The organism is Bacillus sp. F56 (assembly GCF_001748205.1).
In the GTDB taxonomy this organism is placed as follows: Bacteria; Bacillota; Bacilli; order Bacillales; family Bacillaceae; genus Bacillus; species Bacillus stercoris.
The window spans coordinates 123,516-137,330 of the sequence record NZ_BDFC01000005.1 but is presented as its reverse complement, the minus strand read 5'-3'; the positions used below and the strand labels follow the sequence as shown (position 1 = coordinate 137,330).

At 42.4% G+C, this 13,815-nt stretch carries 14 protein-coding genes; 10 read left to right on the top strand and 4 right to left on the bottom strand.

The window, feature by feature from the left end; all coding sequences use genetic code 11:
• The first annotated feature begins 74 nt into the window (after positions 1–74).
• The 4 genes from BFW96_RS05200 to sipT all read left to right on the top strand — a co-directional run bounded on the left by BFW96_RS05200 (position 75) and on the right by sipT (position 4,382).
• Positions 75–830: a DeoR/GlpR family DNA-binding transcription regulator gene (locus BFW96_RS05200; protein ID WP_014663816.1), complete on the top strand. Its 756-nt coding sequence runs from the start codon at positions 75–77 to the stop codon at positions 828–830.
• Entirely contained in the window at positions 827–1,738 is a 912-nt protein-coding gene (pfkB, locus tag BFW96_RS05195; protein WP_014663817.1) for a 1-phosphofructokinase, read from the top strand. Before BFW96_RS05200 ends, pfkB begins: the two co-directional genes overlap by 4 nt.
• A gap of 14 nt (positions 1,739–1,752) precedes the next feature.
• Positions 1,753–3,657, top strand: a complete 1,905-nt coding sequence (locus BFW96_RS05190; protein WP_069838832.1) for a PTS fructose transporter subunit IIABC — start codon at positions 1,753–1,755, stop codon at positions 3,655–3,657.
• Positions 3,658–3,800: 143 nt separating this feature from the next.
• The gene (sipT, locus tag BFW96_RS05185) at positions 3,801–4,382 is read left to right on the top strand and encodes a signal peptidase I sipT (protein WP_003232348.1); all 582 of its coding nucleotides are present in this window, start codon (positions 3,801–3,803) and stop codon (positions 4,380–4,382) included.
• 34 nt (positions 4,383–4,416) lie between these two features.
• Here the strand turns inward: sipT and BFW96_RS05180 are convergent, their stop codons facing one another.
• Positions 4,417–4,686, bottom strand: coding sequence for a hypothetical protein (locus tag BFW96_RS05180; protein WP_003232345.1), 270 nt, complete (start codon positions 4,684–4,686; stop codon positions 4,417–4,419).
• A gap of 180 nt (positions 4,687–4,866) precedes the next feature.
• Between BFW96_RS05180 and BFW96_RS05175 the strand changes: the two genes are divergently transcribed.
• Both BFW96_RS05175 and BFW96_RS05170 read left to right on the top strand, forming a co-directional pair.
• Complete coding sequence (locus tag BFW96_RS05175; RefSeq protein WP_014663819.1) at positions 4,867–6,489, top strand: ABC-F family ATP-binding cassette domain-containing protein; 1,623 nt, start codon at positions 4,867–4,869, stop codon at positions 6,487–6,489.
• A 56-nt stretch (positions 6,490–6,545) separates the two neighbouring features.
• On the top strand, positions 6,546–7,457 hold the full coding sequence (locus BFW96_RS05170) for a ketopantoate reductase family protein (protein ID WP_069838831.1): 912 nt from the start codon (positions 6,546–6,548) through the stop codon (positions 7,455–7,457).
• Between the two features lie 32 nt (positions 7,458–7,489).
• Here BFW96_RS05170 and BFW96_RS05165 read toward each other — a convergent pair whose 3' ends face one another.
• The 3 genes from BFW96_RS05165 to mreBH form a co-directional block, all read right to left on the bottom strand.
• Entirely contained in the window at positions 7,490–8,722 is a 1,233-nt protein-coding gene (locus BFW96_RS05165; RefSeq protein ID WP_069838830.1) for an aminopeptidase, read from the bottom strand.
• A gap of 110 nt (positions 8,723–8,832) precedes the next feature.
• The gene (locus tag BFW96_RS05160) at positions 8,833–8,967 is read right to left on the bottom strand and encodes a protein YkpC (protein WP_003238865.1); all 135 of its coding nucleotides are present in this window, start codon (positions 8,965–8,967) and stop codon (positions 8,833–8,835) included.
• A gap of 100 nt (positions 8,968–9,067) precedes the next feature.
• Positions 9,068–10,075 carry a cell shape-determining protein MreBH gene (mreBH, locus tag BFW96_RS05155; protein ID WP_003245743.1) on the bottom strand — a complete coding sequence of 336 codons (1,008 nt, stop codon included), beginning with the start codon at positions 10,073–10,075 and terminating at the stop codon, positions 9,068–9,070.
• 282 nt (positions 10,076–10,357) lie between these two features.
• Here mreBH and abhA point away from each other — a divergent pair, with 282 nt between their 5' ends.
• The 4 genes from abhA to ktrC all read left to right on the top strand — a co-directional run bounded on the left by abhA (position 10,358) and on the right by ktrC (position 13,684).
• Positions 10,358–10,636 (top strand): transcriptional regulator AbhA, encoded by a 279-nt coding sequence (abhA, locus tag BFW96_RS05150; RefSeq protein ID WP_014663823.1) that lies wholly within the window; start codon positions 10,358–10,360, stop codon positions 10,634–10,636.
• 190 nt (positions 10,637–10,826) lie between these two features.
• Positions 10,827–12,113: a two-component sensor histidine kinase KinC gene (gene kinC, locus BFW96_RS05145; protein WP_040083258.1), complete on the top strand. Its 1,287-nt coding sequence runs from the start codon at positions 10,827–10,829 to the stop codon at positions 12,111–12,113.
• 15 nt (positions 12,114–12,128) lie between these two features.
• Positions 12,129–12,956, top strand: coding sequence for a gamma-glutamylcyclotransferase family protein (locus BFW96_RS05140; RefSeq protein ID WP_069838829.1), 828 nt, complete (start codon positions 12,129–12,131; stop codon positions 12,954–12,956).
• A 62-nt stretch (positions 12,957–13,018) separates the two neighbouring features.
• The gene (ktrC, locus tag BFW96_RS05135) at positions 13,019–13,684 is read left to right on the top strand and encodes a Ktr system potassium transporter KtrC (RefSeq protein WP_003222311.1); all 666 of its coding nucleotides are present in this window, start codon (positions 13,019–13,021) and stop codon (positions 13,682–13,684) included.
• The last annotated feature ends 131 nt before the right edge of the window (positions 13,685–13,815 follow it).

Genomic DNA, 13,815 nt, shown 5'->3' with positions numbered 1-13,815 from the left:
GTTGCCTAAACTGAAAATAGCGTTTACAATGAAATTGTATTCAAAATGAATACGTTTTCATTAGGAGGTGAAGCATGCTAACTCCTGAACGGCATCAATTGATTATTGATCAAATAGAAAAGCATGATGTGGTAAAGATTCAAGAGCTCATAAATCTGACAAATGCTTCTGAATCAACAATCAGAAGAGATTTATCGACACTTGAAGAACGCGGTTTTTTAAAGCGTGTTCATGGGGGAGCGGCCAAGCTTTCCGATATCAGACTTGAACCCGATATGCTTGAAAAATCATCCAAAAACCTTCACGACAAATTGAAGATTGCTGAAAAAGCTGCTTCTCTTTTAGAAGAAGGGGATTGCATTTACCTTGATGCAGGCACGACGACTTTGCACATGATTGATTTTATGGATAAAACCAAAGATATTGTCGTTGTCACAAACGGGGTGATGCATATCGAAGCATTAATAAGGAAAGAAATTTCTTTTTATCTGCTTGGAGGATACGTAAAGCACAGAACGGGCGCGGTTATTGGAGGCGCTTCACTGATTGCTATGGACCAGTACAGATTCGACAAGAGCTTTCTGGGGACAAACGGTGTGCATACAGAGGCTGGATTCACAACGCCGGACCCTGATGAGGCCCTTTTAAAACAGAAAGCGATCAAACAGGCAAAACACGCTTACGTCTTAGCAGACCCTTCGAAGTTCGGAGAAATTTCATTTTCGGCATTTGCCGGAATAGGCGACGCAACAATCATTACGACTGACGCTGAAGAGCTTACATTCGATAATTACCAAGAAAAAACTGTCGTAAAGGTAGTGAAACCATGATTTACACTGTAACACTTAATCCATCTGTCGATTATATTGTTCACGTTGAAGATTTTACTGTAGGAGGCCTGAATCGTTCTGCATATGATACCAAGTATCCAGGGGGCAAAGGCATCAACGTATCGAGACTGCTGAAAAGACATCATGTACCGTCTAAAGCGCTCGGATTCGTCGGCGGATTTACCGGAGAATATATCAAAACATTTTTGCGGGAAGAAAATTTGGAAACAGCTTTTTCTGAAGTAAAAGGGGATACCCGTATCAATGTAAAGCTGAAAACGGGTGATGAAACTGAAATTAACGGGCAGGGACCGACAATTTCGGATGAAGATTTCAAAGCCTTTTTAGAGCAGTTCCAATCTTTAGAAGAGGGAGACATCGTTGTTCTTGCAGGAAGTATTCCATCTTCACTTCCTCACGATACGTATGAAAAAATCGCAGAGGCCTGCAAACAGCAGAACGCACGAGTTGTTCTGGATATCTCAGGAGAGGCTCTTTTGAAAGCGACAGAAATGAAACCGTTTTTGATGAAGCCAAACCATCATGAGCTTGGAGAAATGTTCGGCACGACCATTACCTCTGTTGAGGAAGCTGTTCCTTATGGGAAGAAGCTGGTAGAACAGGGCGCTGAACATGTAATCGTTTCAATGGCAGGAGACGGAGCGCTTTTGTTTGCGAACGAACAAGTTTATTTTGCTAACGTGCCAAAGGGGAAATTGGTAAACTCAGTCGGAGCAGGAGATTCCGTTGTAGCAGGCTTCCTTGCCGGAATTTCCAAACAGCTGCCGCTTGAAGAAGCATTCCGCTTAGGGGTTACTTCAGGCAGTGCTACCGCGTTCTCTGAAGAACTTGGAACAGAAGAATTTGTCCAGCAGCTTCTTCCTGAAGTTAAGGTCACACGTCTATAGAGGAGGAAACACAAGTGAAAATAACTGAGCTTTTAACAAAGCATACGATAAAGCTTAATATTGAGAGCAAAGAAAAAGAAAATGTGATTGACGAAATGGTCACTGTTCTTGATAAGGCTGGTAAGTTAAATGACCGACAAGCCTATAAAGAAGCCATTTTAAACCGCGAAAGCCAAAGCTCAACGGGTATTGGTGAAGGAATCGCTATCCCTCATGCGAAAACGGCTAGCGTTATCAACCCGGCGATCGCGTTCGGACGTTCTAAAGACGGTGTCGATTATGAATCATTAGACGGCCAGCCGGCTCACTTAGTCTTCATGATTGCGGCGACTGAAGGCGCAAACAATACTCACCTTGAAGCATTGTCAAGACTTTCCACGCTGTTAATGCGTGAAGAAATCCGCAAGCAGCTCCTTGAAGCTGAGTCAGAAGATGCCATCATCGACATTATTAATCAGCACGATAAAGATGATGACGAAGAGGAAGAGGAAGAAGAAGCGGCACCAGCACCTGCCGGAAAAGGAAAGATTTTAGCGGTTACTGCATGCCCGACAGGTATTGCCCATACATTCATGGCTGCGGATGCCCTTAAAGAAAAAGCGAAAGAGCTTGGCGTGGACATTAAGGTCGAAACAAATGGTTCAAGCGGCATTAAGCACAAGCTGACTGCCCAAGAAATTGAAGATGCACCTGCAATCATTGTCGCAGCGGACAAGCAGGTTGAAATGGAACGCTTTAAAGGTAAGCGCGTACTTCAAGTTCCTGTAACGGCAGGTATCAGACGCCCTCAGGAACTGATCGAAAAAGCGATGAACCAAGATGCCCCGATTTATCAAGGCAGCGGCGGTTCTTCAGCTTCAAACGATGAAGGTGAAGCGAGAGGCAAGTCTGGAAGCGGAATCGGAAACGCGTTTTATAAGCATTTGATGAGCGGTGTCAGCAACATGCTTCCGTTCGTAGTCGGCGGCGGTATCCTCGTTGCGATTTCATTCTTCTGGGGAATTCATTCTGCTGATCCAAAAGATCCTACTTACAACGCGTTTGCCGCAGCTCTTAAGTTTATCGGCGGTGACAACGCATTAGGATTAATTGTGGCTGTTCTTGCTGGATTTATCGCAATGAGTATTGCAGATCGTCCTGGTTTTGCGCCTGGTATGGTCGGTGGATTTATGGCAACTCAAGCGAATGCTGGATTCTTAGGCGGCTTAATTGCCGGATTCCTTGCCGGTTATGTCGTGATTTTACTGAAAAAAGTATTTACGTTTATCCCTCAGTCACTTGATGGATTAAAACCTGTTTTGATTTACCCGCTGTTCGGTATTTTTATCACTGGCGTATTAATGCAATTTGTCATCAATACACCTGTAGCAGCATTTATGAATTTCTTAACAAACTGGCTTGAAAGCCTTGGTACTGGAAACCTAGTATTGATGGGGATTATCTTGGGCGGTATGATGGCGATCGATATGGGCGGTCCGCTTAATAAAGCAGCCTTTACGTTCGGTATCGCGATGATCGATGCAGGCAACTATGCGCCTCATGCGGCGATCATGGCCGGCGGTATGGTTCCTCCGCTAGGTATCGCACTTGCTACAACCATTTTCCGAAACAAATTCACTCAGCGTGACCGTGAAGCTGGTATTACATGCTACTTCATGGGTGCTGCTTTCGTAACAGAGGGAGCGATCCCGTTTGCTGCGGCTGATCCGCTTCGCGTCATTCCAGCTGCTGTAATCGGTGCAGCTGTTGCCGGCGGATTGACTGAATTCTTCCGTGTAACGCTTCCGGCGCCTCATGGAGGAGTATTCGTAGCTTTCATTACAAACCATCCGATGCTTTACCTATTAAGTATCGTAATCGGTGCTGTTGTGATGGCAATTATCCTCGGTATTGTCAAAAAACCTGTTACAGAGAAATAAGAAAAAAAGCGTCCTTGATTCGAAAGGACGCTTTTTCTTATCCGACAGGCAGCGAGCGGGTTAAGTTATGTAATTTATTCTTTTTTATGATAAAGTAAAAGAAGAGAAACAACTGATATAGCAATCGTCTAGGAGGAAACACTTTGACCGAGGAAAAAAATACGAATACTGAGAAAACGGCGAAGAAAAAAACCAATACGTACCTGGAATGGGGTAAAGCGATTGTCATCGCTGTTCTGCTGGCTCTCCTGATCCGTCACTTTTTGTTTGAACCGTATTTAGTTGAAGGTTCATCTATGTATCCCACATTACATGACGGAGAAAGGCTGTTTGTGAATAAAACAGTCAACTATATCGGCGAGCTGAAGCGCGGAGATATCGTTATTATCAACGGTGAGACTTCTAAAATCCATTATGTAAAAAGATTGATCGGAAAGCCTGGAGAAACCGTTCAAATGAAGGATGACACGCTTTATATAAACGGCAAAAAAGTAGCCGAGCCTTACTTGTCTAAAAACAAGAAGGAAGCAGAAAAACTCGGTGTCAGTCTGACAGGCGATTTTGGGCCGGTTAAGGTTCCGAAAGGCAAATATTTTGTCATGGGAGATAACCGGTTGAATTCTATGGACAGCCGAAACGGATTGGGACTGATTGCGGAAGATCGAATTGTCGGCACATCGAAGTTTGTCTTTTTCCCGTTTAACGAAATGCGTCAAACAAAATAAAAACGCCTTGCTGGCCTTTGGACAGCAGGCGTTTTTATTTTGAAAAAGAAGCGACCAATGCAATGCATAAAACTGTAATGAACACTGAACCGATAATGGCCAGCACACTGAAGAAAAGGTGAACCTGTTTGTTCTCTTTTCCGCGCTTTTCTAAAAGTCGTTTAGAAAAAATGTGCGAAAATATGTAAATAAGGGCTATGCCTATGTATAAGCCGATATCCTTGGCGGTAAAGCCTGTTACGGCAAGGTAAAAGCCCGTAAAAAAGATCAATAAGCAATATTCAGTAAGTGTTAAAAGCCTCAACGTGTTCCTCCATGAGAGTGTGTAATTTTCCAGGCGGATGCATTCTCTCTCTTTAATTGTAACACAGCTGGCAGGATTGGGTGTATAAGTGTTTTCTCTCTGTTTTATCAGGGAATCATTTCTCTTGCTCTGTATTCATGGTATACTTTTATTGATGATAGACATGATGGAGGATAATAAATGATTGCTGTAAATAATGTAAGCTTGCGGTTTGCGGATCGTAAGTTATTTGAAGATGTTAATATTAAATTTACCCCAGGCAACTGCTATGGGTTAATTGGTGCAAATGGTGCCGGTAAATCAACGTTTCTAAAGGTGCTTTCAGGCGAAATCGAGCCTCAGACAGGCGACGTGCATATGAGTCCTGGCGAACGTCTTGCCGTCTTGAAGCAGAACCATTTTGAGTACGAAGAGTATGAAGTGCTGAAAGTGGTCATCATGGGTCACAAGCGCCTCTATGAAGTTATGCAGGAGAAAGACGCTATTTACATGAAGCCTGATTTCTCAGATGAGGATGGGATTCGCGCTGCCGAGCTAGAAGGTGAATTTGCGGAACTGAACGGATGGGAAGCGGAAAGTGAAGCGGCGATCCTTTTAAAAGGTCTTGGTATCTCAGAAGACCTGCACACAAAGAAGATGGAAGACCTTGGCGGTTCGGAGAAGGTAAAAGTTCTCTTGGCACAGGCATTATTCGGCAAGCCGGATGTTCTGCTGCTCGATGAGCCGACGAACCACTTGGACCTTCAGGCAATCCAGTGGCTTGAAGAGTTTCTGATTAACTTTGAAAATACAGTTATTGTCGTATCCCATGACCGTCACTTCTTAAATAAAGTGTGTACGCACATTGCCGACCTTGATTTTAACAAAATTCAAATCTATGTCGGAAACTATGATTTCTGGTACGAGTCAAGCCAGCTGGCGTTAAAGCTTTCTCAAGAAGCGAACAAGAAAAAAGAAGAGCAGATTAAACAGCTTCAAGAGTTTGTGGCTAGATTCAGCGCCAATGCGTCTAAATCTAAGCAGGCCACATCAAGGAAGAAACTTCTCGAAAAAATTACGCTGGATGATATTAAACCGTCTTCCCGACGCTATCCTTACGTTAACTTCACGCCGGAACGGGAAATCGGAAATGATGTACTTCAGGTGGAAGGATTAACAAAAACGATCGATGGCGTAAAGGTGCTTGACAATGTCAGCTTCATTATGAATCGAGAAGATAAAATTGCTTTCACTGGCCGGAACGAACTTGCTGTTACTACACTGTTTAAAATCATTTCCGGGGAAATGGAAGCTGACAGCGGAACGTTTAAATGGGGTGTTACCACATCACAAGCGTATTTTCCAAAAGACAACAGCGAATATTTCGAAGGCAGTGATCTGAATCTTGTAGACTGGCTTCGCCAATATTCTCCGCACGACCAAAGTGAGAGCTTTTTACGCGGGTTCTTAGGACGTATGCTGTTCTCCGGAGAAGAAGTCCACAAAAAAGCAAATGTACTTTCCGGGGGAGAAAAGGTGCGCTGTATGCTGTCAAAAGCGATGCTTTCTGGAGCCAATATTTTAATTTTGGATGAGCCGACTAACCATTTAGACCTAGAATCTATTACAGCGCTCAATAACGGCTTAATCAGTTTTAAAGGCGCTATGCTGTTTACTTCGCATGACCATCAGTTTGTGCAGACCATTGCCAACAGAATTATAGAAATTACACCTAATGGCATCGTTGATAAGCAAATGAGCTATGACGAGTTCCTTGAAAATACTGATGTGCAGAAAAAATTGGCTGAACTATACGCGGAATAAAAAAGCAGAGATTTCTCTGCTTTTTTTGATACATCATTATGAAAGGGGACCACAACATGAAATTTTTAGTCGTCGGAGCAGGCGGAGTAGGTGGGTATATTGGCGGACGGCTTGCAGAGAAAGGAAATGATGTGACATTTCTCGTGCGCCAAAAACGAGCTCAGCAGCTTAAAGAAACCGGGCTTGTCATCCACAGTGAAAAAGGGGATGCATCATTTCAGCCCGTATTAATCAGTGCCGGAGAAACCGGGCAATTTGATGTCGTTATCATTGCTTCTAAAGCATACTCGCTTGATCAGGTGATAAATGATGTCAAGCCGTTTATCCATCAGGAATCTGTCATTATCCCTTTCTTAAACGGGTACCGCCACTATGAGCAGCTGTTCGCGGCATTTTCAAAAGAACGGGTGCTGGGCGGCCTGTGTTTTATAGAAAGTGCTTTAGACAACAGAGGAGAAATTCACCATACGAGTGCATCGCATCGTTTTGTATTTGGAGAATGGAACGGAGAGCGTACGGATCGAATAAAAGCGCTTGAAGAGGCATTTTCAGGCGTGAAGGCTGAAGTCATCATTAGCGGGCATATCGAGAAGGACATTTGGAAAAAGTATCTCTTTATTGCAGCACAAGCGGGGATTACAACGTTATTTCAACGACCGCTTGGCCCGATCCTTGACACAGAAGGCGGACGTCATACGGCCCAAACTCTTATTGGGGAAATTGGCGCTGTTTTACGAAAAGAAGGCGTTCCGGCTGATCCGGATCTTGAGGAAGAGAGCTTTCGTACGATGACAAGCATGTCTTATCATATGAAGTCCTCCATGCTTCGGGATATGGAAAACGGCCAAACGACTGAAGGTGACCACCTGCATGGATTTTTGCTTGAAAAAGCAAAACGTTTATCTCTCACGGCACCCGTATTAGAAACCGTTTATGCTAATCTGCAAATGTATGAAGCAGTAAAATAAAAAAAGGAGGCGAAAAGCCTCCTTTTATTTATTTAAAAAGCCCAATTTCCGTTTCGGAAAATAGGTTCTCTTTTTCCATCATCCGTAATTCCGTCAATATTCATATCCTTTGAACCGATCATAAAGTCGACGTGTGTAATGCTTTCATTTAAGCCTTCTTTGACAAGCTCTTCACGAGACATCTGCTTTCCGCCTTCAATATTAAAGGCATAGGCACTTCCGATCGCCAAATGATTTGACGCGTTTTCATCAAACAACGTGTTATAGAAAAGAATGTTTGATTGTGATATAGGCGAATTGTAAGGAACAAGTGCCACTTCACCTAAATAGTGAGAACCTTCATCTGCTTCCACCAGTTCTTTTAAAATGTCTTCACCTTTTTCAGCTTTAATGTCGATTATACGGCCATTTTTAAACGTGAGAGTGAAATTTTCAATAATATTTCCGCCGTAGCTTAATGGTTTTGTGCTTGATACTACTCCGTCAACCCCGTCTTTTTGAGGCAGCGTGAATACTTCTTCTGTCGGCATATTAGCCATAAATTCATGGCCGCTTTCATTCACGCTTCCTGCACCTGCCCAAACATGCTTTCTAGGCAGCTTAATTGTTAAATCAGTTCCTTCTGCTTGATAATGTAAGGCAGCGTAATGTCTCTCGTTCAAATGATCAACTTTTTCATGAAGATTTTGGTCATGCTTGATCCACGCCTTAACTGGATTGTCTTCGTTTACGCGCGTCGCTTTAAAAATTTCTTCCCACAGAAGGTGAATGGCTTCCTCCTTTGATTTGCCAGGAAACACCTTCTGAGCCCAGCCCTCTGATGCCGCACCTACGAGAGTCCAACTGACTTTGTTTGATTGAATATATTGTCTGTATGTATGTAATGCTTTTCCTGCAGCTTTTTGGAATGCCGCAATCCGTTTAGAATCTATACCCTTTAGCAAGTCTGGATTTGACGACACAACAGAAATGAAAGCAGCTCCATTTTTGGCAAGCTCTTCTCTGCCTTTTGCTTCCCATTCAGGATATTCTTCAAATGCCTCAAACGGCGCAAGCTCGTATTTTAATTTGGCGACTTCGTCATCCTGCCAATTCACTGTGACGTTTTTTGCACCCTTTTCATATGCGTATTTTACAATTAAGCGGACAAAATCCCGGACGTCTGTTGAAGCATTTACGACTACATGCTGGCCTTTTTGGACATTTACACCGACTTCTACTGCCAGTTGTGCATATGTATTTAACTTCTGTGAAAATGAATCCATAAACCATTCCTCCTCAAGCTTTTTTCTCATCATATCAAATATGATCCTATAAAGGAAAGAAGAAGGCCAAAGTGAAAAACCCAAAACGACATGTCTTGGGTTTTTCAATACTATGGATGATTCAGTTTTACAGTGCCGCCTGCAGGCGAATGGGGCATATTTGCCAAAGAAATGCTCATGCCCCCAAGAATAATTCCGCTTAAAATGGCTGCGATCGCTACTCTTCTTCCTAAATCTCTTAGCATCGGTTTCCTCCTTAACGTTTCTCCATTTCCCACAATATGAAGGAAGTGAGGAAAAAAGAAGCAAGAAATTTGCCGCGTGTGAGATTTATGCGGGGGAAGACTATTTAATTGCCTTTTGCAGCTTATCAATCACTTCTAAAGAACGGCCTGTGCCGATTGCTACAGATTCAAGCGGGTTTTGCGCCACGTGTACAGGCACGACAATCTCTTCTGTAAGCCATTCTTTAATTCCATTAAGAAGCGCGCCGCCTCCTGTTAAAATAACGCCGCGGTCGACAATATCTCCGCTTAATTCAGGCGGGCAGTCCTCAAGTGTCGCTCTGATGGCTTCAAGAATATGCAGGAGAGATTCGCGCATTGCATCTTGAATTTCGTTGGATTGAAGCATAATGGTTTTTGGAAGGCCCGTCACGAGGTCGCGTCCCCGAATTTCCATTGCCTCAGGTATATGTTCAATCAGAGCATGGCCGATTTCCATTTTTACCTGCTCAGCCGTACGTTCGCCGATCAGTAAATTGTATTTTTTCCGGACGAAAGAAACGATATCCTCATCAAGCTGGTCTCCTCCGATTCTAATAGAATGGCAGGAAACAACGCCACCGAAGGAAATGATAGCGACTTCTGTCGTCCCTCCGCCGATATCTACGACCACATTGGCAACCGGCTCGTCAACCGGTAAATCCGCTCCGATGGCGGCTGCTACTGGCTCTTCGATTAAATGAACGTTTTTCGCGCCGCAATTTTTCACCGCATCACTGATGGCACGGCGCTCTACCGCTGTTGAGCCTGACGGTGTGCAAACGACTACGTTCGGCTTTCTGAACGACATGCCGATGCTTTTTGCGGCTTTTTTCATAATGTGCTTTAGCAGATCAGTTGTCATATCATAGTCTGCGATCACGCCATCTTTCATCGGTCTGACAGCGACAATTTTTCCCGGTGTTTTACCGATCATGTTTTTGGCGTCAGCTCCGATTGCAAGCACTGCTTTTGTCGTTGTATCCACTGCGACAACAGATGGTTCATTTAGGATAATCCCTTTATTTTTGCTGTAAACAAGTATATTAGCTGTTCCTAAGTCAATCCCGATTTCAGTTGATTGAAACATGTTTTCACCCAATCTCTATCCTAATTTAATATGATTCTACATTTAAAGTTTCTCAGAAATACTGCGATTTTTGGGGGTGTGTGTCGGTAAAGAAATGTTTTTGTAAAAAATCAAGGAGCTGTGTAACAGAAGTAATACATTTTTCGGTTTTATGGAAAAAATATCTTGTGATTCTTATAGAAAGCGGGAAACTTTTTTTGAGTTTCATTCGTCTACGATATATTGAGGTGCATCCTTAAACATTACATGAGAAAAGAAACATTTAAAGGAAGAAGGGTTTTTATGAAATCAATAGGTGTTGTGAGAAAAGTAGATGAATTAGGCCGCATTGTTATGCCGATAGAGTTAAGACGGGCACTGGATATTGCCATAAAAGACAGCATTGAGTTTTTTGTTGACGGAGATAAAATTATCTTGAAAAAGTACAAACCTCATGGCGTTTGTTTAATGACTGGAGAAATCACTTCAGAAAATAAAGATTACGGCAACGGCAAAATTACGCTAAGCCCTGAGGGTGCACAGCTGCTTCTCGAAGAAATTCAAGCCGCTTTAAAAGAATAAAATTATGTTGAAAAAGGCGGAGCGATATCATCTCCGCCTTTTTTGCGTGCCAATTTTTGATTACCGCCGCCTAAGATAAGACATCAAGAATATTTGGTAATGAATGATTTGGGATACTTTACATATTTTACTCAATTATTTGTCGAAGAATGGTACAATAAGTAGAGAAACACAAGCGGCAGGTGGTCATATGAGAAAATATCAAGCTCGTATCATTTCCATCATTTTGGCAATGATTTTTATAATGTTTTGGGATTATTTATTTTATTTTATAGGCAAAAACCCGATTAATTGGCCTGTTGATATTGTGTATACTGCAGTCACGCTGGTGAGTGTCTGGATGCTGGCTTATTATATTGATGAGAAACAGCAGCTGGTTAAGAAAATGAAGGATAACGAATGGAAGTATAAGCAGCTTTCTGAAGAAAAAAACCGTATCATGGATAATTTGCAGGAAATCGTATTTCAAACGAATGCAAAAGGCGAAATTACATATTTAAACCAAGCGTGGGCATCAATAACCGGCTTTTCAATCAGTGAATGTATGGGAACGATGTATAATGATTACTTCATAAAAGAAAAGCACGTAGCGGACCACATTAACACACAAATCCAAAACAAGGCGTCTTCTGGCATGTTTACGGCAAAATACGTGACAAAGAACGGCACGATTTTTTGGGGAGAAGTTCATTATAAACTTTACTATGACCGGGATGACCAATTTACAGGCAGCCTGGGTACAATGTCAGATATCACTGAGCGGAAAGAGGCTGAAGATGAGCTCATTGAGATTAATGAACGGCTGGCGAGGGAATCCCAGAAACTATCAATCACAAGTGAACTTGCCGCCGGTATTGCTCATGAGGTCAGAAACCCTTTAACATCTGTCAGCGGTTTCCTCCAGATTATGAAAACACAATATCCGGACAGAAAAGACTATTTTGACATCATCTTTTCAGAGATTAAAAGAATCGATTTAGTTCTCAGCGAGCTGTTGCTGCTTGCAAAACCGCAGGCGATAACATTCAAAACGCACCAGCTTAATGAGATTTTGAAACAAGTCACGACATTGCTTGATACCAATGCTATTCTGTCCAATATCGTCATAGAGAAACATTTCAAAGAGACAGATGGCTGTATGATTAACGGGGACGAAAATCAGCTAAAGCAGGTTTTTATCAATATCATTAAAAACGGAATTGAGGCAATGCCACAGGGCGGTGTCGTAACCATTTCAACTGCAAAAACCGCCTCTCATGCAGTGATAAGCGTAAAGGATGAAGGAAGCGGTATGCCGCAGGAAAAACTGAAGCAGATTGGCAAACCTTTTTATTCCACAAAAGAAAAGGGTACCGGATTGGGACTTCCCATTTGTTTGAGAATCTTGAAGGAACATGACGGGGAATTGAAAATCGAAAGCGAAGCTGGAAAAGGCAGTGTCTTTCAAGTGGTTTTGCCTTTAAAATCAGACAGCTGAGAGGAGAAAAATAAAATGAACTCGCTTCTGTTTGTATACGGGACACTAAGAAAGCATGAAAAAAACCATCATTTGCTGGCACAATCGGCATGTATCAATGAGCAGGCCAGAACAAAGGGAAGTATGTTTGCTGCCAAAGAGGGGCCCACAGCCGTTTTAAATGGTGAAGGCTATATATACGGCGAAGTATATGAAGCAGACGAATTGTGTATACATAAGCTTGATCAATTTTTTCAAGGATATCATAAACAAATGGTGTTTATAAAAACCGATGTCGGAATTAAAAATGCGCTTATTTATTTTATGAACAAAGACGAGTGTGCCGGTTTTACGAAAATAAGCATTGGCGACTGGAAAGAACATCAGATGATCAGCAAATCGAAAAATCCCGTTTATTATTTTGCCTATGGATCATGCATGGATCATGCCCGCTTTCAAAAGGCGGGAGTCAGTCACTATTTTCAAGATCCAGTGGGAAGAGCTGTTTTAAAAGGATACACGACCCGCTTTACGTTAAAAAGGGAAGACGGCTCAAGAGCGGATATGCTGGAAGACGGAGGAATAACAGAAGGCGTTTTATATCGGATCCCTTATTCTGCTCTCTCCTATCTATATAAAAGAGAGGGCGTTGAATCACTTACGTATCGGCCGGCATTTGTGGACGTTGAAGCAGGCGGAAGGCACTATACAGACTGCTTAACCTTTCTCGTCCTCCAAAAAGAAGCGGAAATTGCTCCGCCTCAGCACTATCAGATTGAAATTGAACGCGGAGCGGAGCTGTATTTGTCGCCTGAATTTACTGAAAAGCTTAAGCAGCATATGAATTCGCTGCCAAAAGGATAACACTGTAACAAAAGATTATGATAAAATTTGATCAATATGATGTTATATAAAGGAGCACCACTATGAAAAAAGAATTTGCGGTAATTGGGCTGGGCCGTTTTGGCGGCAGTATTTGCAAAGCATTAAGCGAAGAAGGCGTCGAGGTTATGGCAATGGATATCGATGAAGATAAAGTCAACGAGTATGCCAAGATAGCATCTCACGCCGTTATCGGTGATTCAACAGACGAATCTGTCCTGAAAAATTTAGGCCTGCGAAATTTTGACCACGTGATTGTAGCCATCGGGGAAAATATTCAAGCGAGTATTTTAACAACACTCATTCTGAAAGAACTCGGCGTTCATACGATTACAGTTAAAGCACAGAACGATTATCACGAAAAAGTGCTGTCTAAAATCGGTGCGGATCACATTGTCCACCCGGAACGCGATATGGCAAAACGAATTGCACATAATATCGTGTCCAACAATGTACTTGACTATTTGGAGCTGTCTGAAGAGCATAGTCTTGTTGAAATCGTAGCTAACAGCCGCCTGGCTGGAAATACACTTCTTGACTTAGATATTCGTGCAAAATACGGTATTAACATTGTAGCCATTAAAAGGGGCAAGGAAGTCATCGTATCACCGCTTGCAACCGAGGTCATCCACCAAGAAGATATACTTATTGTTATTGGGTCAGTCACAGACATCTCCCGTTTTGAAAAAAGAGTTCTTCATACAAAATAGCAGTAAAAAAACCGTCCACAGAGGGCGGTTTTAATATTATCAGAATATAACAACTTTAATGAACCGAGCGTCAATTTCTTAACAATTTATTGACTAAGCATAGGCGATCCGATAGCATATTGTACCATATA